The following is a 21246-nucleotide window of genomic DNA, read 5'->3' on the forward strand; positions in this document are numbered from 1 at the left end:
TTTGCGGTAGTACACTTCTTTTACTAAAACTCCATAGTTTGTTACAGCAGGATGAACGCTGTCTGGATGATAATAAGAGTACCTAAGTTCGCACCACAGTTAAGCAAGAGTCATCGTGAATGCCAATGATTTAACTATTCGTAATCAAAATGTCATCGTTATCTGAATATCCCTTGTTAATCTGATAGTCATTTCATAAATTTATTTACAAACATTCGTGTATGTATATAATACCACACCGTCCTTTCATCAATAAGAAAGAATTTCTATGTACTCTTCAGGTATCTCTTCGTCCCGGTCCACAACCCTGTCATCCCAGATATCGCAATTATTTTCTCGCCGTGCCGCCAGCGCGCTGGTGATCACTTTGTCTTTAATGGTGCTGACTGCCTGTGGTAAACAAGGCGGACAAAATGCAGGCCCAGGTAATATGCCTCCGCCAGAGGTTAATGTTGTCACGCTGGAAAGCCGTGATCTGTCGGTTGATTTTGAATATGTTGGCCAGACTGCGGGCTCGAAAGAAACAGAGATCCGGGCGCGTGTTCCGGGTATTCTGGAAAATCGTTTATATGAAGAAGGCTCCCGTGTAAAAGCGGGTACCGTCTTATTTCAGATCGATCCGGCTAATTATCAGACGCAACTCGCTTCTGCTGAAGCTGCCGCCGGCGTTGCAGAAGCAAAGTTGAATCAGGCAAAACGTGAATATGCGCGTCTGGCTCCTCTCGCTGCTGAAAAAGCGATCAGTCAGAAAGAATTTGATGATGCCAAGTCGACGCTGGAAACGGCGGAAGCCAGTTATAAACAAGCGCGGGCACAGGCAAATGAAGCAAAGCTGAATTTGAGTTATACCAAAGTAGTGGCGCCGATAGATGGTGTGACCGGTATGGCGGCGAAATCGAATGGTAGTCTCATTACCAGTGCCGACAGTTTGTTAACGACCATAGTGCAGACAGATACTTTGTATGTGAACTTCAGTATCCCTGAGTCGGATTACCTGAAAATCTCCAAAGAAGTATCGAATGGCAAGGTCGCTGTACCAGGAAAAGCCGGTAAGAATGGCAGCATAGGTTTTGACGTGAAATTGAAACTGGCCGACGGTAGTACGTACCCGACGACCGGCAAAATGAATTTTGTCAGTGAACGCATTAATGCTGCCAGCGGTGGCTTTGACGCGCGTGCGCAAGTGGCCAATTCTGACGGTACTCTGCGTCCGGGACAGTTTGTCCGTGTCATGTTATCGGGTGCGAAGCGCTTAGGCGCGCTGGCGGTACCGCAACGTGCGATTATTGATGGTCCTATGGGCAAGATGGTTTTCGTTGTGACTCCGGATAACAAACTGGCACCACGTCCGGTTGAACTTGAAGGCTGGTCGCATGGTGAATGGATCGTAACCAAAGGACTCAAAGCCGGCGAACGCGTGATGGTTGATGGCGTGATCAAGGCACATGATCCTGGTATGACAGTGAAGCCGGTAGTCGTTTCCGCGCAGGCGGCAAATGCTGCATCAGCACCGGCGGCCGCTCCGGTGCCTGCAAAAGAAGCGGTTTCCGCATCCGCAGCTTCCGCAACCGGCACCAGGTAACAGTACCGATAAGCTAGTGAGTTGCAGCGCTGATTATTAATGGCACTCCTTTCTTTATGAACATCCCGCTTCTATGAGAAACGGGCGACAAGGAATCATTCATGTTCTCTAAATTTTTTATTAACCGGCCGATTTTCGCGACTGTCGTCTCGCTGATTATCGTGCTGGCAGGTCTGGCCGCGTTACGCGTCCTGCCAATTTCGCGCTACCCGGAAATTTCTCCGCCGGTAGTCAATGTGACGGCGATCTATCCCGGCGCTTCAGCCGAAGTGATTGAGCGCACCGTCGCAGCACCGATTGAAGAGCAGATCAATGGTGTTGAACACATGTTGTATATGGATTCTGTTTCATCTGCCGACGGTCGCGTATCAATTAACGTGACATTTGAAGTGGGGACGAATCTCGATATTGCTGCAGTGAACGTGAATAACCGCGTACGGCAGGCTGATGCTAAGTTGCCACAGGAAGTCCGTCGCCAGGGTGTGACAGTCTCTAAGAGTTCGTCGAATTTCCTGGTGGTTGCCGCTTTGTATTCACCTGATAATCGCTACGATGCATTGTATTTGTCGAATTACGCGACCCAGAATGTACTGGATGCGATCAAGCGGATTCCGGGAACGACAAACGTACAGATTTTTGGTGCGAAAGATTATGCGATGCGGATCTGGATGCGCCCTGATCGTATGGCGCAACTGGGTGTTACCGTAGCCGATATATCAAATGCGGTGAACGAGCAGAATGCGCAGTATGCGGCAGGTAAGATCGGTGCGACACCGAATAATACCGAAGAGCTGACCATGACAGTGACTGCCAAAGGGCGCTTGCTGGAGCCCGAACAGTTTGCCAATATTATCGTGAAGACGGATAAAAACGGTGGAACTATCCGCATTAAAGATGTGGCACGGGTGGAACTGGGATCGAAAGATTACAACCTGTATGGCCGTATTAACGGACATCCGTCCGCCAATATCGGCGTATTTTTACAGACCGGCGCAAATGCGCTGGAAACACGTAAGGCTGTTGAGAAAACCTTGCAAGAGCTGAAGGCAAAATTCCCGGAAGGAATGAGCTACGCAACGCCTTACGATACGACACCTTTCGTGACTGAGTCGATTGCCGAAGTGTTGAAAACGCTGGCAGAAGCGATGGTACTGGTGTTTATTGTGGTTTATCTGTTCTTGCAAAGCTGGCGGGCAACCATCATTCCTACGCTGGCGGTTCCTGTCTCTCTGATTGGTACGATGGCAGGTTTGCATCTGCTGGGGTACAGCATTAATACACTGACCTTATTCGGTATGGTGCTGGCGATCGGTATCGTGGTGGATGATGCGATCGTGGTATTGGAAAACGTTGAGCGCTTGATTAACGAAGAAGGAATGACCCCGAAAGATGCGGCGATTGAAGCAATGCATGAGGTAACGGGACCGGTGATTGCGATTGTACTGGTGCTGGTTGCTGCGTTTGGTCCGATTGCTTTCCTTGGTGGTCTTGCAGGTGAATTATATCGTCAGTTCTCGGTCACGATTTCTATCGCGGTGGTGTTATCCGGTATCGTTGCGTTGACTCTGACACCGGCTTTGTGTGCACTTTTCCTCAAGCCAGGAACAGAAAATCATCATCCGTTTTTTCTCTGGTTTAACGCGGCTTTCCTGCGTTTTACAAAACACTACACCAACGGCGTCAGCTTTTTCCTCAAGAGGGCTCTATTGGGCGTTTGTCTGGTAACGGGTATGGTGGCGTTGACAGGAGTACTGTGGAAGACCGTGCCCGGTGGGCTGGTGCCTGATGAGGATCAGGGCTATTTCCTGGGCGCGACCATTTTGCCTGATGGTGCTTCTCTTGACCGCACTGATGCTGTTGTCAAACAGGTTGAATCGGTGATGAAAACTAATCCGGAGATCGACACAACCTTTGCGTTGGTGGGGCTGGACTTCCTCGGTGGCGGTGGTTTGAAATCTTCCTCTGCGACGATGTTCTTCCCTTTAAAACCATGGGAAGAACGCAGTAAATCAGCGCAACAGCTGGTTGGTGAAAGCTATATGAAAACTGGTCGCATTAAAGAAGGCTTACCTTTGTTTTTTGCTCCGCCAGCGATTCAGGGCTTAGGTCAGACCGGTGGCTTTGAGTTTTATCTGCAGAATGCGGGTGAGGGGGGAGTTAAACGTCTCGCACAGATTTTGCCTTTGCTGATTGCAGAAGCGAATAAGCAGCCAGAGCTGGCCGGGGTAAAAACATTGTGGCAAGCCAATTCACCGCAATTGTATGTCGACGTGGATAATGAAAAAGCCAAATCGATGGGAGTCGCGTTAGCAGATATCTACAATACGCTGGCAGCTACGATGGGTAGTTACTACGTTAACGACTTCAATAAAAACGGTCGTATCTACACCGTGCAGTTGCAGGCTGAAGGCCAGTTCCGCGCGAAACCGGATGATATCGGTGCGATGTATGTACGCTCTGCCAATGGTCAGATGGTACCTATCCGGGCGTTCACTACGATCAAGTTCATCACAGGGCCTGACTCTGTGGAACGTTTCAATGCCTTGCCCGCGATTAAACTCATGGGAGATGCTAAACCAGGCTTCAGTTCCGGTCAGGCGATTGCAGCGATGGAGCGCGCAGCGAAAAATGTGTTGCCAGCCGATATCGTGTATGACTGGGGCGGTGCGTCATTCCAGGAAAAACGCAGCAGCAATGCCGCGGGTCTGGCATTGGGTGCGGGTGTTCTGATGATTTTCCTGATTTTGGCAGCACAGTATGAAAAATGGTCGTTACCATTTTCTGTACTGCTGGCGATGCCTTTCGGTATCTTTGGTGCGCTGCTGGCGGTATATCTGCGTCACTTCAACAACGACGTGTACTTCCAGATCGGTTTGGTCACCTTGCTCGGCTTGTCAGCAAAAAATGCGATTCTGATTGTGGAGTTCGCGGTGATGAAAGTGCATGAAGGTTATGCGCCGGTTGCCGCGGCAGTGGAGGCGGCGCGTCTGCGTTTCCGCCCGATTCTGATGACTTCGCTGGCATTTATTCTGGGGGTGGTACCACTCGCCTTCTCGCATGGTGCGGGTGCTGCGGCACGTCAATCCCTGGGAACCGGCGTTCTGGGTGGCATGCTCGCAGCGACTTTCCTCGCGATCTTTTTTGTGCCTTTGTTCTTTAAGCTGATTAACGATAAACGCTTTAAAACATACCCTGAAGACTTCCATCATCCGGATCACATCCCTCTGGGGCAGCTGATTAAAGAACAAAAAGCAGAAGGGAAGGAATAATTATGTTGAAAACACAATTTGCCCTGAGCACGATCGTTGCCAGTCTGGTGTTGGCAGGATGTGCATCGGTAGGACCAGATTATCAACGTCCTCAGCTTGATGTTCCTGCTAAGCTGGCAGTATCTGGAGCGACGACGAAAACGGATTTTGTTGAATGGTGGAGCACATTCCGTGACCCTGTCCTGCTTGAACTGATACAGGAAGCGGAAAAAAATAATCAGGATTTGCTGCTGGCAGCAGGGCGCATAGAAGAAGCACGTGCCCTTGCTGTCGGTGCAAAATCCAACCGTTATCCCAGTGTGGATGCGACACTGAGTGGCTCTAAAGTCCGTACCAGTGAGAATGCAGGTAAGTTGGCCAGCGGTGCAAATCCTGTCAGTAAGGATTTTCAGCTTGGGCTGACGGCTTCGTATGAAGTCGATTTCTGGGGGAAGTTGTCGCGCGCGGATGAAGCGGCGAAAGCCCGCTTATTTGCACAGGAATACAACCGCACGACGGTACAAACCAGTTTGTTCAGCAATCTTGCACAGAGTTATTTCGCGCTGCGTGCCGCTGATGCACAACTGGCGTTAGCTCAGTCAACCTATCAGACACGCGCAGAAAATCTGCGTCTGCAACAGAAGCGATTTGCATCTGGTGCGACTGGAGAGCTTGATCTTCATCAGGCGGAATCTGAAGCTGCTGCAGCAGAAGTCAGCGTATCGCAAGCGAAGCTGGCTGTTTCTAATCTTGAGTCAGCCATTGCCGTGTTGCTGGGCCGCAGTCCGGCTGCCGTCGCCCAGCCAGTGATTGCACGCGGTAAGGATATTCAGGCGTTATACCAACATCTAAGTCTGCCTGCAGATTTACCCTCCGATGTATTGAATCGTCGCCCTGATATTCTGGCGGCGGAACAAACGCTGATTGCTGCGAATGCTGATATCGGTCAGGCGAAGGCAGCGTATTTTCCCAGTCTGAAGTTGACGACAGGCATAGGCTACGAGTCGCGTGTGTTCAAAGATCTGGTTGATCCTACCTCTTTGTTATGGAATCTCGGCGCCAATCTGGTTCAGCCGGTATTCCGTGCCGGAGCAATTGGTGCCGTGGTATCTGGCGCTGAAGCTCGCAAAACGCAGGCGACTGCGCAGTATGTGCAAGCGGTGCAAGGGGCTTTCCGCGACGTGCATGATGCGTTGAGCAGTGCTGAATCAAATGAGCAGATTTATCGGGCGAACCAAAAGCGCGTTAAGGCATTGACAGACAGTCAGCGACTGGCGGAGTTACGCTATAAAAATGGTTACAGTAGCTACCTCGAAGTGTTGAATGCGCAACGTGATTTGGCTGCGGTTGAAACTGCGTTGATCGATACTCAGCGTGCCCATCTCAGCGCAGTGGTCAGCTTGTATAAAGCGGTTGGTGGTGGTTGGGAAGTGAAAGCTATCTCACAGTAAATTGTTCGCTTAAAGAAGAAGGCTTCCTGATGTAATTCAGGAAGCCTTTTTTATTTTGGAGATGTGCGTCAGAAGCGTAACTGCAAGGCGTTAAAAAAGCTGACAATTTTCATTGACAGCTTTTTTTAGCACATCCATCAACTATGGACGTACTTAACCACCACGACGCATCATTTCAAAAAACTCCGCATTATTTTTGGTGGCTTTCATTTTATCGAGAATGAATTCCATCGCTTCGATTTCATCCATCGAATACAGCAACTTACGCAGAATCCAGATTTTCTGGAGCTGATCTGGTTTGATCAGTAATTCTTCGCGACGTGTGCCAGATTTATTCAGGTTAATTGCCGGATAAACGCGTTTTTCCGCCAGGCGACGTTCCAGATGTACTTCCATGTTACCCGTGCCTTTGAATTCCTCGTAGATCACGTCGTCCATACGGCTGCCAGTCTCAATCAGCGCCGTGGCGATAATCGTTAACGAGCCGCCTTCTTCGACATTACGTGCTGCACCGAAGAAGCGTTTTGGGCGCTGCAATGCATTAGCATCGACACCGCCTGTCAGCACCTTGCCGGATGCCGGAATAACGGTATTGTAGGCACGCGCCAGACGGGTGATCGAGTCGAGCAGAATGACCACGTCTTTTTTCATTTCGACTAAACGCTTGGCTTTTTCCAGTACCATTTCAGCAACCTGAACGTGGCGTGTTGCAGGTTCGTCGAAAGTGGAGGCGACGACTTCACCACGCACGGAACGCTGCATCTCGGTCACTTCTTCAGGGCGTTCATCGATCAGTAAAACGATTAATGTTACATCCGGATGATTGGTTGTGATGGCATGCGCGATATGCTGCAGCATCACGGATTTACCCGATTTCGGAGAGGCGACCAGCAAGCCGCGCTGACCACGTCCGATAGGGGAAATCATGTCGATAATCCGGCCTGTCGTATTCTCTTCGCCGCGCATTTCGCGTTCCAGCGTCAGCACTTTGTTCGGGTGCAGAGGTGTCAGATTTTCAAACAGAATACGGTGTTTGGATGCTTCCGGTGATTCGCCGTTAACCTTGTCTACTTTCACCAGTGCGAAATAGCGCTCGCCATCCTTAGGAGTACGTACTTCCCCCTCAATCGAGTCACCGGTATGCAAATTGAAACGGCGGATTTGCGAAGGAGAAATGTAGATGTCATCTGTCGATGCCATGTAGCTGGCGTCGGGAGAGCGCAGGAAGCCAAAACCATCAGGTAATACTTCAAGTGCGCCATCGCCAAAAATTTGTTCGCCTGCTTTTGCACGTTTTTTCAAAATCGCAAACATCAATTCTTGTTTGCGCATACGCGCAGCGTTGTCAATATCAAGCCCGATCGCCATTTCCAGTAATGCGGATACGTGTAGGGCTTTTAATTCAGATAGATGCATGGTGAGTGTCCCAGGACGGGAATATGAGGTGGGGGAGTGAACAGAGGAACTGCGGAATAAACAGAATCGTTATTTGTCTCTTGAGGTCAGCGACCTGTTAAGCATTCTTTATGTATGTGTACGGTGTGCTCGTTACGCATGATGCGCCGGAATTCAATTTCACAGGATTGTACACCATCAGAAAAAGCATCCAGCGCAACAGGCAGAGCAAATTGTCAGATATTGCTATCGATAAAAGAAATCAGCTGACCTTTTGCAAGTGCGCCGACTTTTTGTGCCGCAACTGAACCATTTTTAAACAGTATCAGTGTCGGGATGCCGCGGATACCAAATTGAGCAGGAACTGCTTGGTTAGCATCAACATCCATTTTTGCGACAATAATTTTACCATCGTATTCTTTGGCAACTTCTTCCAGAATCGGCGCGATCATTTTGCATGGACCACACCATTCAGCCCAGAAATCGACCAGCACGGGTTTGTCAGATTTTAATACATCAGCTTCAAAAGAAGCATCGCTTACGTATTTGATGTTTTCGCTCATGGAATCCTCATCGAGAGGGAAAAAATTAAGGGGTAACAGCGCCACAGAATATCGGTCGGGCAGTTGGGAACTCGCCGTATTCAGAGGTTGGATCTGGCGGCGATTTGCTTAATTTCAATAGCGGGAATTTACTCACACCTTGAATATGCCAATGAAGAACCAAGCGTGGTCAGCTATGCGACAAATAATAACCTATTTTCAAAAAAAGTGTGACGCTCAGCGCCAATTTGTATAATTCAGCGCCTAAAATGCCTGGCCGCATACTGATTTCTTTGACGATACGTAGAGTGACACCCGTTTTAGAAGATGTATCCCGATACGGAATAATCCACCCATACACGCAATTTATTGCTTTGACCGCAGATCAAGATGTCAGTGCCGGGGGTTTGCTCGTATAATAAGAAATCAGGTTTGTTGCGCCCCAAAATACATAGACATATGATGATTTCCGATTTCGAATTGCTTGCTGAAAAAGTGGCTAAGCTCGCAGAGCTCGCTCATGCCTTGCGTGTGGAAAATGCTGCTTTACGTAATGAAGTAACCGCGTTGACAACGCAAAATCAGGATGCGAAGGAACGTATGCAACAAGCGCACGAACGGATTACTGCTTTACTGATGCAATTACCTGCCGAAGTCCTTAAAGACGAAGAGGTGTCAGTATGAGTGATAAAAAAGTGATCCAGGTCGATGTCACCATCATGGGACAAGCTTATAAATTATCATGCAAAGAAGGTGAAGACCGCGCATTGCGGGAAGCGGCTGCTTATCTCGACGCAAAGATGTGCGCGATTCGCGATTCTTCCCGCGTCAAAGGAACCGACAGGATCGCAGTGATGGCAGCTCTCGGTATGACGACCGAGTTGCTGGCGACCAAATCTCCGGAAGGTCCTTTATCTGGCTTATCTTTGTCAGAGGTGAAGCAAAAAATGGCGCAGATGCACGAGATAATGGACCATGCACTGACTCCGCAAGAAAACCTATTTTGAATTTCAGGATTATTGTTTAATTTAATCAAAATTATTCAAAATAGTTCTCGCTTCAGTCACATTTGGGAGTAAACTTCAGTTCCCTGCCGTGTTCGCCAATGCCATATATTCCTTGAACCATTTATGTGCATAGGCTGTGGGATATTGTTCGATAGGTGTGAGCGTCGCTAGTTCGATGAACCCGAAATTGAACTAACTGCGGCCAACTTGAACCGCTAGGTTCAGGATGCCGGCATAGCGGCATCGGTGGGGACTCATTCTGAAACGACTGTCATTTCTGACAGTCGTTTTTTATTTGGCGCGTCTGAATGTGCGACAATTTACTTTTCTCTTTCACTCAAACGACGATGAATTATTGGCTAATGAAGTCAGAACCTGATGAGATCAGTATCGATGATGTGCTGAAAATGAAGAGCGTGCCGTGGTTTGGTGTTAGGAATTATCAGGCGCGGAATTTTATGCGTGACGCTATGCGGATTGGTGACGGCGTACTGTTCTATCATTCAAGTTGCGCTCAGCCCGGTATTGCCGGAATCGCTGAGGTCAGCAGTACCGCTTACCCTGACCATACTCAGTTCGACGAAGAGAGTAAGTATTACGATCCGAAAGCAAGCAGAGAAAATCCCCGTTGGATGATGGTCGATATAAAAGCCTTGAGGAAAACGCGTTTATTAAGCCTGACAGAGTTGAGATCAGTACCTGAGTTAGAGAGTATGCTGGTGCTGCAAAAAGGTAGCCGTTTATCGATCACGCCAGTGACTCCGCATGAATGGGAAACCATATTAGCCATTCTGGATAAATAAACTGATGACCGACAACCTGACGACAACCTCCGCAGTGGCGTTTCCGTGTGCCAGATTCATCAAGGAAATTGGCCGCGGCAAAGATGGTGCACGCAGCATGTCATCCGAAGATGCTGCGACCTTATACACTGCGATGCTGGACGGTCGTGTCAGCGACCTTGAGCTGGGAGCGATTTTGCTGGCGATGCGGATTAAGGGCGAGTCGATCGATGAGATCGCCGGCTTTTTACGTGCAGCCCGTCCGTTTATGCTGGAGCTGGAGGCGCCTGCCAGCAACAGCTTCGTTCCGGTGCTGATACCGAGTTACAACGGCGCACGCAAAAAACCGAATCTGACACCGTTACTGGCAATCTTGTTGGCCCGTCGTGGCATACCTGTGCTGGTGCATGGCGTTAGTCATGACCCTGGTCGCGTGACGACTGCCGAAATTTTTTCTGCTCTGCATTTTCCAGTTTGCAGTAATGCCGCCGACATCAGCCGTGAAATAGCTTTATCGCGACCAGCATTTATTTCCATAGAATTGCTATCTCCGGCCCTTGCACGTTTACTGGCTTTGAGAAAAATACTCGGTGTCCGTAATTCCACTCATACTTTGGTGAAGCTACTGCAACCATTCACAACACCGGCTTTGCGTCTGACTTCGTACACCCATCCGGAATATCAGCAAATGTTGCAGCATTACTTTAGTCAGCGCGCGCCACATCATGCGGGCGACGCGTTTTTAATGCGCGGTACCGAAGGAGAGACGGTAGCCAGTACCGGTCGTGCGCAGCAGATAGACTGGATACACGAAGGTGAGACGACGACCTTGGCTCATACTCAGTCTGTGATTGTCGGCGAGATTGAGAACATTCCGGAACAATTGGATACCACGACTACCGCAATATGGATACAGCGTGTGCTCAATGATGAGATTCCTGTTCCGGTGAATATTGCAGCACAGGTCGAGCATTGTGTGTTGGTCTCTCGCCTGATCCACCAGCGCTTGCCTGGATAACTGTCGACAACATGATTGCCGCAGACGGCAGAATAGTCTGTCGGTGATACGGATAAAAAAAACGCCGGACGATGAATCCGGCGTTTTTTATGTACGACGGTGTATCAGAAGTTTGCTTTGAACTGCACGCCATAGCTGCGTGGTTCGTTCACGATACCTGTCAGATTGTTGAAGTCGATGGCGGCGATGACCTGTTGCTTATTGGTGATGTTACGGCCATATGCAGCGAGCTCATATTTGCCATCGGCCCAGACGTAACCTACGCGCAGACCACCTTCCAACATCGACTTTGCTTTGTACTCTTTTGCTTCGTACAGGAACATGTTGTAGCTGTCTTTGTAAGCCCAGTCTGTATTAGCGTACAAAGTACCGGCACCGATTTGTGTCGAATATTTCAACGAGAAATTACCTACCCATTTAGGTGCGCGTGGCAACGGGTTGCCGCCGATTAAAACGGTTCCTGCGACAGGGCCTTTCGGATTAGTTACTGTGCAACCGTTACCGCATGGGGCAACGAACAGTTTGTCATCCTTGATCTCAGTATCGTTATAACTCACGCCAACTGTCGTTTTCCAGTTGCGGTTCAAGTTTGCTTGTAAGTCCAGCTCAAAACCCTGACCAACGGCTTTATCTGCGTTAACCAGTTTGTTCTGATTCACACTGCCGCTACCTGCGGTGAGCTGCAAATCCTTCGCGGTGTAATGAAATACTGTGGCACTTACGCGAGCTGTGTTATCCAGAATATCTTTTTTGATACCCGCTTCAAACGACAGCGTTTTTTCTGACTGAGCAACGGAAATCGAGTCGCCGAAAAGAACCCTGCCTTGAACACTAGGGGCGCGATAGCCGGTTGCTGCACGCGCAAACAGGGATGTTTCTTTATCCAGGGTGTAATTGGCACCCAGATCCCAGCTGACGTTCGTGGAGGAAGGATGCGCTTGCAAGAAGTCGGTATTTTTCCCGCCAAATGGTGTCTGCGTTCTCTGTGCGTCAAAATCTTTTTTATCGCTGGTGTAGCGTACACCGCCACGCAGCTTCAGTTTGTCGTTAACTGCGTAATTCAGTGTGCCGAATGCAGCCCATGATTTAGCATTCTGATGCTGCACGGCATAGCCATTTTGTGGATTGCCTGCGCTCATGGAATCAAAGTTAAAGCTGTCGACCTGCAGGTCTTCACTGAAGTAATACAGACCTGTGATCCATTGCAGCGGATCTTTGGTATTGGACTCAACGCGCACTTCCTGGGTGACCTGCTTCAGATTCGGCAGGCCATCGGCAGTTTCTGATGCGAACGGAATAAATCCCGGGCCGGAAGTCGCTCCGGCGCTGTAACCGCCGTCAACGTCAGCACGGCTATAAAATTTTGCTTTATCGTACGCCGTGATGGAGTGAACGCTCATTCCCGGTAAATCCCAGCGCAGACGCAGGCTGGCACCGGAAGAGGTCAGTGTTTGCGTATTCAGACCATCGGTAGGGTAGGTGCCGTAATCGAAGCCAGGTACAAGATTATTCGTGCCTTTCTGGATGATATTGGCGCGGAACAAGGTCGCGTTACCAGACATATCGCGACCATGGAAATTCATCAGAGCGCTGAAGTCAGATGTTTTGTAAGAGAACTGCAGGCGCGCAGCATTGTCGCGATAACCTTCCAGATTTTTTTCACCGGTAGAACGTGGATTGGTCACGCGGTCATCGCGGCTTTGCGCCTGACCGGAAAAACGCATCGCCCATTCTTTGCTCAGTGGCACATTAATGGCACCTTCCAGATTGACGGCATTGTAATTGCCGTAACCGAGGCTGCCGTATCCTTCAAAGCGGTTGGTTGGTTTTGCCGAGTCAAATTTCAGCACGCCAGCCGGTGAGTTGCGTCCGAACAGCGTGCCTTGCGGGCCGCGCAACATCTCGACCTGATCGACATCAAAGACCGGGAAGCCTTTGAGAATAGGGCTTTCCTGCACAACATCATCAAAAATCAGTCCGACAGGTTGCGATGCATTCAGATCGAAATCAGTATTGCCCAGACCACGGATATAAAAACGTGGGAAAGACCGGCCAAAATCGGATTCAATATTCAGACTGGGAACGCGCGCTGCAAGGAAACGGATATCCTGACCGCTGGCATTGTAAGTATCAAGCGCCTCGCCTTTAATCGCGGAAATCGCCATCGGGACTTCCTTGATGTTTTCGGCGCGGCGGTTTGCGGTGACGATGACTGTTTCCAGTTTGGTTGTATCGTCTTTTTTAGCTTCCTGTGCCCATGCTGTCTGCATGGGAAATGCAGACGCGATTGCCAGTGCAATCAGGCTGCGGACTTGTACTTGTCGAGCAGATTTCGAAGTAAAGGTTGGCATGAAGAGAGTCCCCGTAGTGGTTGATCGGTGATCAGATTGAGTGCATAAGTGAGCCAGAAGTGTGCTTGGCGATGATGATGTTGTTTGTCTTATCGTCGCTGCGCAAACGTTTGCTTGAGGCTGTGATCAGTTATCTCTTTTGATGTAAATCAAGTCAAGTATTAAGTCTTTTATGACAAAAATAAGCTGAGATATACGCAAAATCTTGTGGTGAATTTCAAACAGTTTGTCCGACGAAACAGAAATATGATTCCAACAGGAAAGAGATGTTGTGCATCGCGACGTTGCTGGTGCAGATCAGCCGCCTGCACCCAAAAGCAGCACACAGTTTATTGAAGCAGCGCAAAGTTCCATGTTGTTGATATGTGCCTTATCCTGAGCAGCATGACATCGGTACCGGTGTGCAGCAAATTTGTTTAGTCGGTCATGGACAACGATTCCGTTACAATCACGCCTGAATTTTTTGAGGCTGCCATGAATAAACAAGTTGATGTTGCTGTAATCGGTGCCGGCGCGGCTGGCATGATGTGCGCTGCAGTCGCAGGGCAGCGCGGCAAACGTGTCGTATTAATTGACCATGCCAGCCGGCTCGCAGAGAAAATTCGTATCTCCGGTGGCGGGCGCTGTAATTTTACGAACCTGCATGCAGGTCCCGCCAATTATTTATCAGAAAATCCGCATTTCTGTAAAAGCGCTCTGTCGCGTTACACGCCGCAGGATTTTTTATCTCTGATGAAGCGCCACAACATCGCCTGGCATGAAAAGCACAAGGGACAGCTGTTTTGCGATGACAGTGCCGAAGACATCATCCGCATGCTGAAAGCAGAATGTGATCTGGGTAAGGTGCAGTGGCGCATGTCTTGTGCTGTCAGCGATGTGCAAAAAACGGATGCAGGTTTTGTTGTGCAGACCGCGCAAGGCGGCATCATGGTGGATCAGGTGGTCGTTGCTACGGGCGGGCTGTCGATACCCAAAATCGGCGCCACTGATTTTTCACACAAAATTGCCCGTCAGTTTGGCTTGAAAATCATAGAGACTAGACCGGCTTTGGTGCCATTGACGTTCGATGCCACTGCATGGGAGCCGTTTGTGCCGCTGTCTGGGATTTCTCTTGAAGTCGATATTGAAACCGGCACCAAGAAGAATAGAGCGCTGTTCCGGGAAGATTTACTGTTCACGCATCGTGGTTTGTCAGGCCCGGCTGTCTTGCAGATATCGAGTTATTGGCAGCCAGGTACGCCGATCCGGATTAATCTGTTACCCGAAGTCGATCTGGCAGAAGACCTGGTCGCGGCGAAAACGACGACAAAAAAGAACCTCGCCAATTATTTATCGCAATATTTACCGGGACGACTGATTGATGGCTTGCTCACCGCTCATGCATTCGACGGCAATCTGAAAATCGCGGATATGCAGGATAAGCGTCTGCGTTTGCTGGCTGAAAAAATCAATCGTTGGGAGCTGACTCCTGACGGTTCTGAAGGTTATCGCAAGGCCGAAGTCACTCGTGGCGGTGTTGATACGCGGGAGCTGTCGCAGCAGAGCATGATGGCAAACAAAGTGCCGGGGCTGTACTTTATCGGCGAGGCGGTCGATGTCACTGGCTGGCTGGGCGGCTATAACTTTCAATGGGCGTGGGCGTCGGGCAATGCAGCCGGAACGGCTGTCTGATCGTTGTCATCCTCATCATGATGCAGACGAAACGAAGGGCGTCCGCGTGGTCCGGGAGCCTCAAAAATACTGGGGGGAGTATATTTAAAACCCTAGTTATGACGCTGACATTTGGTCGTTTTTGTCGGATACTCCCCCACTTTTCTTAAAATATCCGGTTTGGGGAGTTGACTTCCTGTTGTTTTTTGCTAGGGGTGAGTAAGTTTTTTGCGTAAGATTTAATCATCGTCCTTCCCATACTCGCAAAATCCTGCTAATATCTCGTTCTTCTATAAATCTTTCATTGGTTTGAACTTACATGACCACAATTCGCCTTAAAGAAAACGAGCCGTTCGAAGTCGCCATGCGCCGCTTCAAGCGCACTATCGAAAAGACCGGTCTGTTGACCGAATTGCGCGCTCGCGAGTTCTACGAGAAGCCAACTGCAGAGCGTAAGCGTAAGCTGGCAGCAGCAGTCAAGCGTCACTACAAACGTATTCGTAGTCAGCAATTGCCTAAGAAAATGTATTAATTCCGATCGTGTGTCTGACTTGGTCAGATACCCTCGGTATTGCATTGCTCAGGTATTGCATGCCCGCTCCGGTCAGCCGCAGCGGGCTTTATTATTTTGATCTGATTCAGTTATTCAGGGGTAAGTCATGAGCTTAAAAGAGCAAATCACCGATGATATGAAAGCCGCGATGCGCGCCAAGGAAGCTGGCAAGCTGGGAACTATCCGTTTGCTGACAGCAGCAATGAAGCAAAAAGAAGTCGACGAGCGTGTTGAGCTGGACGATGGCATGATCCTCGCCATTATTGAGAAGATGATCAAGCAGCGCAAAGACTCGATTCAGCAATTTGAGGCCGGTGGTCGTCAGGATTTGGCTGATATCGAAAAAGCGGAATTGGCAGTGTTGTCAACCTATATGCCAGCAGCTTTATCGGATGAGGAAGTTCAGGCTGCAGTCGCCGCTGCAGTTGCCGAGACTGGTGCAGCAGGTCCGCAGGATATGCGTAAAGTGATTGATGTGCTGAAAGCAAAGCTTGCCGGCCGTGCGGATATGGGAAAAGTATCTGGCTTGGTAAAAGCAGCTTTGAGTCGTTAATTTTGTATTGTATTTGTCAATTGCGGCGGTTCAGAAGCCCCTAAGCAGACTTGATTCCACAGAGTTTTATTCAGGATTTACTTGCCCGCGTTGATATTGTTGACGTGGTGGGTAAATACGTCCAGCTGAAAAAAGGTGGCGCAAACTACATGGGTTTGTGCCCCTTTCATAATGAGAAATCTCCGAGTTTTACGGTCAGTCCGACCAAACAGTTTTACCACTGCTTTGGCTGCGGCGCGCATGGCACTTCCATCGGTTTTTTGATGGAGTATTCAGGCCTGAGTTTTGTTGATGCGATCCGTGATTTAGCGCAAAGCAATGGCATGGTCGTTCCCGAAGAAGATCACATGCTGCCGGCACAAAGGGCGGAGGTGCAGGCGAAAAGTCTGGCATTGTCAGAAGTGATGTCGAAGGCCAGTGAATTTTACAAGCAGCAGTTACGCTCTGCGCCAACTGCGATTGCGTATCTTAAAAAACGTGGGCTGACCGGTGAGATTGCTGCTCGTTTCGCCCTGGGTTTTGCACCTGATGCATGGGATGGTCTGCGTTCTGTTTTTGCTGACTATCAGGCACCGGAGCTGGTTGAGGCCGGGTTGGTCATCGATAAAAGCGACGAAGAAGGCGGCGGGCGCAAGCGCTACGACCGTTTCCGTGATCGTGTGATGTTTCCTATACGGAATACAAAAGGACAGGTCATAGGATTTGGCGGTCGTATTATGGAGCAAGGTGAGCCTAAATACCTGAACTCCCCTGAGACGCCGCTGTTTCAGAAGGGCTACGAGCTCTACGGTTTATTTGAAGCGCGTCAGGCCATTCGTGATGCCGGTTATGTCCTGGTGACCGAAGGTTATATGGATGTCGTTGCGCTGGCGCAAATGGGTTTTCCGCAGGCGGTTGCGACACTGGGAACCGCTTGTACGCCAACGCATGTGCAAAAATTATTGCGCCAGACAGATCACGTTGTATTCAGCTTCGATGGCGATAGTGCAGGGCGGCGTGCCGCGCGGCGTGCACTGGACGCGTGCTTGCCGCATGCGAATGACGATAAATTTATTAAGTTTCTGTTTTTGCCGGCTGAGCATGATCCTGACAGCTTTATTCGCGAATTTGGTGCAGATGCGTTCGAGCAGCAAGTGCATGATGCGATGCCGCTGTCCCAGTTTTTTATGCGGGAAATGATTGCTGACAATGATCTTAATTCCGCGGAAGGTCGTGCGAAAACACTGTTTGATGCGAAGCCATTGTTGCAGGCCATGCAGCCTTCCGGATTACGTTTGCAAATTGTCAGAAGTCTGGCGCAAGTAACACAGACAACGCCGGCTGAGATTGAGGCTTTATTTGAGCTTGCGCAACCGGTTGCTCGTCAGAAGCTGGCTCCGCCGCGAGCGAAGCGCAGCGCTCCAGTTGGGCTGGAGCGTCAGATTATGCGGATACTTGTTGCCTATCCGGGGTTGGCGCAGATGCTGGATGATGTTGCTCTTGCAGAGGCAGCATTATTGGCCCCGGATGGTGCGGAAATGCTGATGCAGCTGGTCGGCATCGCCAAAGAAATGGGCGAGAATGCGCAATTTGCGGCTCTTGCCGAGCGATTGCGCGCTGTCAGTTCGGATTTTGACGGCTTGATTGCTGAAGTGGCGGGGCAGACTGATGCAGATGCGGAGTTGGTCAGGCTGGAATTGCTCGGCGCGATCCGGCAGATCCGCTCCCAGGCACTCAGGTATGAGGCGGAAAGGCTTGTGTCATCCGGCTTAAGTACCGAGGTTGAAAAGGCGCGCTGGCGTGAAATTATGCATTTGCAGGAAGAGTTGCGGAAAGAGGCTGCCACTGAAGCGGGTAACAGGTAGTGAAGTATTACTACTCTTTCAGGCAATTGTTTTGCAATTTTTTCATCAGAATTTGATTCTGGTATGTCTGTGACAATGAATGGTTTGCCTATTTTTTTATCAATTTAGTTGTCGTTACTCAGGCTTTGGACTAGAGAAAGCGACGTTCGCGTGGTATAATTTAAGGCTTACGATTCAAGGTCTTAGGTTGTTTCATTTTGCGTAAAATCGTTTTATTTTCGCAAAATGTGTTGTTTAGGTGAGCATAACGCTCCTCCGAGTAACCCAAAACACTGGCGCTGAGACTCGGGAAGTCTGAAGCAAAAATGGTTTGCACCGTGGGCGGATCATTTGACCCGGCATACGGCTGTGTCTTTTTGCGAAATTGTCAGCAGGCGACTTCCTCAGTTCCGGATGGTTTGATTCAATGGCTAGCGCAATGAAGAAACCCTCGAAAACCCTGATGCCTACAACGGTTAAAAAAACTACGGCAAAGGCATCTAAAAATGCAAGCGTCAGCACCGCAGTAAAAACGGTGAGTAAGACAAGCGTAGCTAAAGCAAAAAATACCAGCCCGAAAGCACCGCCTAAAGCCGCGAGCAAACCTGTCGCCGTCAAGGCCGCAAAAGCAGCCGCACCAGTAAAGGCAGCCGCAAAAGCGAAGGCGGTAACAGCTGTTGCTGCAACCGTTAAAAAAACAGGGGTAAAAGATATCAAAGCAGCCAAAGTAACTAAAGCAGCAGCGTCTGTGACAAAAGTGTCCGCTGCCAAAAAGCCTGCTGTGAAAACCGATATCAAGAAATCAGCCAGCGTCCCACCTAAAAAAGCGGCTGTGAAGCAGGTTGCAGTCAAGGCAGCCCCCAAAACCAAAAAAAATGCTGAAAAGCAGGCAGAGGCTGCAGTTCAGCAGACTGAAGTTAAGCAAAAGCGAGTGACAACGGAATCGTCCCGAGCAAAATCAGTATCATCCGCAACACCGAAAGCGCCCGTGACAACTAACAAAACCGATTCAAAGATAGTGACCAAACCGACCAAGAAATCAGCGAAAGCTGCCGCTCCTGAAGTGCAGGAAATTAAGACCGGATCTGCACCTACCGTTAGTCAGACCACAGACGCTGCCGTGCTCGCTGCTATTGATACGTCTGGATATGTTTTGCCCGGAGTGAAAGTTCCCGGACGCCGTGGCCGTAAGCCTAAAGAATATCAGCCGGAAAATGAGGAAATTGCAGCATTGAATGCGGTTGAACGCGCAGAAATGAAGGCAATTGACAAGGCAAAGGCAAAAGATCGCAAAGCAAAAGAAAAGGCTTTGTTGAAAGATGCATTTTCATCCGATCCTGAGGCGACAGAGGAAGAACTCGAACGCCGCCGGCAGAAGCTGAAGACACTGATTAAGCTCGGTAAGGATCGTGGTTACCTGACGTTTGCCGAAATCAATGATCACCTGCCGGAAAACGTTGTTGATCCTGAGGCGATCGAAGGCATCATCAGTACCTTTAACGACATGGGTGTTGCTGTCTATGAACGCGCGCCTGATGCCGAGACATTGTTGTTATCTGATAACGTCGTGACTGTCACTACGGATGATGATGAGGTTGAGGCGGCAGCGGAGGCTGCCTTGTCAACCGTGGATTCTGATTTCGGGCGCACCACCGATCCTGTGCGTATGTACATGCGCGAAATGGGTTCGGTTGAACTGCTGACGCGCGAGGGTGAGATCGTTATCGCGAAGAAGATTGAAGAAGGTCTGAAGGACATGATTCAGGCGATTTCGGCTTGTCCGACCACAATCGCAGAAATTTTGGCGGCGGCGGACAGAATCGCTGCAGACGAAATAAAAATTGATGAAATCGTCGACGGTCTCGTTGATCCGAATGCAACCGAAGATACTCCTCCTGCACCTGCAGTGGTCGCCGCTGCTGCGGAAGACTCTGATGAGGATGAGGACGAGGAAGAAGAGGAAGAAGAGGAGGATGAGGAAGGCGGTGCTGCCGCTGCTGCCGCGATTTCTTCAGAACAACTGGAACAAATGAAGCGTGAGGCACTCGCCAAGTTTGAGGTCATTGCTTCGAATTTTGAAAAAATGCGCAAGTCTTATGAGAAAGAAGGTTATAACTCTAAGACTTACGTCAAAGCTCAGGAAGCAATTTCAAATGAGTTGCTTGGCATTCGTTTCACTGCCAAAGTAGTTGAGAAGCTTTGCGATACTCTGCGTGGTCAGGTTGATGAAGTCCGTCATATTGAAAAGCAAATTCTGGATGTGGCAGTGAATCGTTGCGGTATGCCCCGTTCGCATTTCATTAAAGTTTTCCCTGGAAACGAAACCAATCTGAGCTGGGTTGAGGACGAAGTTAAAGCCGGGCATTCATACAGTGCGATTCTCGGGCGTAACGTTCCTGCAGTTCAGCAATTACAGCAGAAACTGATTGATTTACAGGCGCGAGTCGTATTGCCCTTACCAGATCTGCGTGGCATTAATAAAAAAATGTCAGCTGGCGAGATGAAAGCGCGTAAAGCCAAGCGGGAAATGACGGAAGCAAACTTGCGTCTGGTGATTTCTATAGCGAAGAAATACACTAACCGAGGCTTACAATTCCTGGATCTGATTCAGGAAGGAAATATCGGCCTGATGAAAGCTGTCGATAAGTTTGAATATCGCCGCGGTTATAAGTTTTCGACGTATGCGACATGGTGGATACGTCAGGCGATTACCCGTTCGATTGCTGATCAGGCGCGTACGATTCGGATTCCTGTGCATATGATAGAGACGATTAATAAAATGAATCGTATCTCGCGTCAGATTTTGCAAGAGACAGGCGCAGAGCCGGATCCGGCAACTCTGGCGATCAAGATGGAAATGCCGGAAGATAAAATTCGCAAGATCATGAAGATCGCGAAAGAGCCGATTTCGATGGAAACACCGATCGGTGACGACGATGATTCTCATCTGGGTGATTTTATTGAAGACAATCACACGCTGGCTCCGGCAGATGCGGCGTTGCATGCTTCCATGCGCAATGTTGTTAAGGATGTGCTGGACTCTTTGACGCCGCGTGAGGCGAAAGTATTACGCATGCGTTTTGGCGTTGAAATGTCAACTGACCATACTTTGGAAGAAGTTGGTAAGCAGTTTGACGTAACACGTGAACGGATTCGTCAGATAGAAGCAAAAGCATTGCGTAAATTGCGTCATCCATCACGTTCGGATAAGCTGAAGAGCTTCCTTGAAGGTAATTAATGTTATATAATTGGCGCTGATTTTTTTCAGCGCCCGTTAATATATTGAGCTGA

General features: G+C 49.4%; 16 protein-coding genes and 1 other RNA gene. 13 read left to right on the forward strand and 4 right to left on the reverse strand.

The window, feature by feature from the left end; translation table 11 throughout:
- Positions 1-268 precede the first annotated feature (268 nt).
- The 3 genes from ACOTSW_RS15945 to ACOTSW_RS15955 all read left to right on the forward strand — a co-directional run bounded on the left by ACOTSW_RS15945 (position 269) and on the right by ACOTSW_RS15955 (position 6281).
- Positions 269-1582 (forward strand): efflux RND transporter periplasmic adaptor subunit, encoded by a 1314-nt coding sequence (locus ACOTSW_RS15945; protein ID WP_423680066.1) that lies wholly within the window; start codon positions 269-271, stop codon positions 1580-1582.
- A gap of 101 nt (positions 1583-1683) precedes the next feature.
- The gene (locus ACOTSW_RS15950; protein ID WP_423680067.1) at positions 1684-4851 is read left to right on the forward strand and encodes an efflux RND transporter permease subunit; all 3168 of its coding nucleotides are present in this window, start codon (positions 1684-1686) and stop codon (positions 4849-4851) included.
- A gap of 2 nt (positions 4852-4853) precedes the next feature.
- Complete coding sequence (locus tag ACOTSW_RS15955; RefSeq protein WP_423680068.1) at positions 4854-6281, forward strand: efflux transporter outer membrane subunit; 1428 nt, start codon at positions 4854-4856, stop codon at positions 6279-6281.
- Positions 6282-6434: 153 nt separating this feature from the next.
- On the opposite strand, the gene rho is transcribed toward ACOTSW_RS15955, so the two are convergent.
- On the reverse strand, positions 6435-7697 hold the full coding sequence (gene rho / locus ACOTSW_RS15960; protein WP_212679292.1) for a transcription termination factor Rho: 1263 nt from the start codon (positions 7695-7697) through the stop codon (positions 6435-6437).
- A gap of 215 nt (positions 7698-7912) precedes the next feature.
- Complete coding sequence (gene trxA / locus ACOTSW_RS15965) at positions 7913-8239, reverse strand: thioredoxin TrxA (protein ID WP_423680069.1); 327 nt, start codon at positions 8237-8239, stop codon at positions 7913-7915.
- A 441-nt stretch (positions 8240-8680) separates the two neighbouring features.
- Here trxA and ACOTSW_RS15970 point away from each other — a divergent pair, with 441 nt between their 5' ends.
- The 5 genes from ACOTSW_RS15970 (at position 8681) to ybiB (ending at position 11025) form a co-directional block, all read left to right on the forward strand.
- The gene (locus tag ACOTSW_RS15970) at positions 8681-8902 is read left to right on the forward strand and encodes a DUF904 domain-containing protein (RefSeq protein ID WP_423680070.1); all 222 of its coding nucleotides are present in this window, start codon (positions 8681-8683) and stop codon (positions 8900-8902) included.
- Positions 8903-8913: 11 nt separating this feature from the next.
- Positions 8914-9225, forward strand: coding sequence for a cell division protein ZapA (locus tag ACOTSW_RS15975; protein ID WP_423682348.1), 312 nt, complete (start codon positions 8914-8916; stop codon positions 9223-9225).
- A 77-nt stretch (positions 9226-9302) separates the two neighbouring features.
- Positions 9303-9482, forward strand: a non-coding RNA gene (gene ssrS / locus ACOTSW_RS15980) — 6S RNA.
- A gap of 90 nt (positions 9483-9572) precedes the next feature.
- The gene (locus tag ACOTSW_RS15985; RefSeq protein WP_423680071.1) at positions 9573-10028 is read left to right on the forward strand and encodes an EVE domain-containing protein; all 456 of its coding nucleotides are present in this window, start codon (positions 9573-9575) and stop codon (positions 10026-10028) included.
- 4 nt (positions 10029-10032) lie between these two features.
- On the forward strand, positions 10033-11025 hold the full coding sequence (gene ybiB / locus ACOTSW_RS15990; RefSeq protein WP_423680072.1) for a DNA-binding protein YbiB: 993 nt from the start codon (positions 10033-10035) through the stop codon (positions 11023-11025).
- Between the two features lie 104 nt (positions 11026-11129).
- Here ybiB and ACOTSW_RS15995 read toward each other — a convergent pair whose 3' ends face one another.
- Entirely contained in the window at positions 11130-13376 is a 2247-nt protein-coding gene (locus ACOTSW_RS15995) for a TonB-dependent receptor (RefSeq protein ID WP_423680073.1), read from the reverse strand.
- Positions 13377-13850: 474 nt separating this feature from the next.
- Here ACOTSW_RS15995 and ACOTSW_RS16000 point away from each other — a divergent pair, with 474 nt between their 5' ends.
- The 4 genes from ACOTSW_RS16000 to dnaG all read left to right on the forward strand — a co-directional run bounded on the left by ACOTSW_RS16000 (position 13851) and on the right by dnaG (position 17976).
- Positions 13851-15047, forward strand: coding sequence for an NAD(P)/FAD-dependent oxidoreductase (locus tag ACOTSW_RS16000; protein ID WP_423680074.1), 1197 nt, complete (start codon positions 13851-13853; stop codon positions 15045-15047).
- A 298-nt stretch (positions 15048-15345) separates the two neighbouring features.
- Complete coding sequence (gene rpsU / locus ACOTSW_RS16005; protein ID WP_005877634.1) at positions 15346-15558, forward strand: 30S ribosomal protein S21; 213 nt, start codon at positions 15346-15348, stop codon at positions 15556-15558.
- 127 nt (positions 15559-15685) lie between these two features.
- The gene (locus ACOTSW_RS16010) at positions 15686-16132 is read left to right on the forward strand and encodes a GatB/YqeY domain-containing protein (RefSeq protein WP_212679297.1); all 447 of its coding nucleotides are present in this window, start codon (positions 15686-15688) and stop codon (positions 16130-16132) included.
- A gap of 50 nt (positions 16133-16182) precedes the next feature.
- Positions 16183-17976 carry a DNA primase gene (dnaG, locus tag ACOTSW_RS16015; protein ID WP_423680076.1) on the forward strand — a complete coding sequence of 598 codons (1794 nt, stop codon included), beginning with the start codon at positions 16183-16185 and terminating at the stop codon, positions 17974-17976.
- A 234-nt stretch (positions 17977-18210) separates the two neighbouring features.
- Here the strand turns inward: dnaG and ACOTSW_RS16020 are convergent, their stop codons facing one another.
- Entirely contained in the window at positions 18211-18807 is a 597-nt protein-coding gene (locus ACOTSW_RS16020) for a hypothetical protein (protein WP_423680077.1), read from the reverse strand.
- Between the two features lie 136 nt (positions 18808-18943).
- On the opposite strand from ACOTSW_RS16020, the gene rpoD reads away from it, so the two are divergent.
- Positions 18944-21193: an RNA polymerase sigma factor RpoD gene (rpoD, locus tag ACOTSW_RS16025; protein ID WP_423680078.1), complete on the forward strand. Its 2250-nt coding sequence runs from the start codon at positions 18944-18946 to the stop codon at positions 21191-21193.
- Positions 21194-21246: the final 53 nt, after the last annotated feature.

Source organism: Undibacterium sp. WLHG33, assembly GCF_049544815.1.
Lineage (GTDB): Bacteria > Pseudomonadota > Gammaproteobacteria > Burkholderiales > Burkholderiaceae_D > Undibacterium.

What these genes read in the sequence shown, in the direction of transcription:
- ACOTSW_RS15945 (WP_423680066.1), top strand. Translation starts at nt 269, where the DNA reads ATGTACTCTTCAGGTATCTCTTCGTCCCGGTCCACAACCCTGTCATCC.
- ACOTSW_RS15950 (WP_423680067.1), top strand. Translation starts at nt 1,684, where the DNA reads ATGTTCTCTAAATTTTTTATTAACCGGCCGATTTTCGCGACTGTCGTC.
- ACOTSW_RS15955 (WP_423680068.1), top strand. Translation starts at nt 4,854, where the DNA reads ATGTTGAAAACACAATTTGCCCTGAGCACGATCGTTGCCAGTCTGGTG.
- rho (WP_212679292.1), bottom strand. Translation starts at nt 7,697, where the DNA reads ATGCATCTATCTGAATTAAAAGCCCTACACGTATCCGCATTACTGGAA.
- trxA (WP_423680069.1), bottom strand. Translation starts at nt 8,239, where the DNA reads ATGAGCGAAAACATCAAATACGTAAGCGATGCTTCTTTTGAAGCTGAT.
- ACOTSW_RS15970 (WP_423680070.1), top strand. Translation starts at nt 8,681, where the DNA reads ATGATTTCCGATTTCGAATTGCTTGCTGAAAAAGTGGCTAAGCTCGCA.
- ACOTSW_RS15985 (WP_423680071.1), top strand. Translation starts at nt 9,573, where the DNA reads ATGAATTATTGGCTAATGAAGTCAGAACCTGATGAGATCAGTATCGAT.
- ybiB (WP_423680072.1), top strand. Translation starts at nt 10,033, where the DNA reads ATGACCGACAACCTGACGACAACCTCCGCAGTGGCGTTTCCGTGTGCC.
- ACOTSW_RS15995 (WP_423680073.1), bottom strand. Translation starts at nt 13,376, where the DNA reads ATGCCAACCTTTACTTCGAAATCTGCTCGACAAGTACAAGTCCGCAGC.
- ACOTSW_RS16000 (WP_423680074.1), top strand. Translation starts at nt 13,851, where the DNA reads ATGAATAAACAAGTTGATGTTGCTGTAATCGGTGCCGGCGCGGCTGGC.
- rpsU (WP_005877634.1), top strand. Translation starts at nt 15,346, where the DNA reads ATGACCACAATTCGCCTTAAAGAAAACGAGCCGTTCGAAGTCGCCATG.
- ACOTSW_RS16010 (WP_212679297.1), top strand. Translation starts at nt 15,686, where the DNA reads ATGAGCTTAAAAGAGCAAATCACCGATGATATGAAAGCCGCGATGCGC.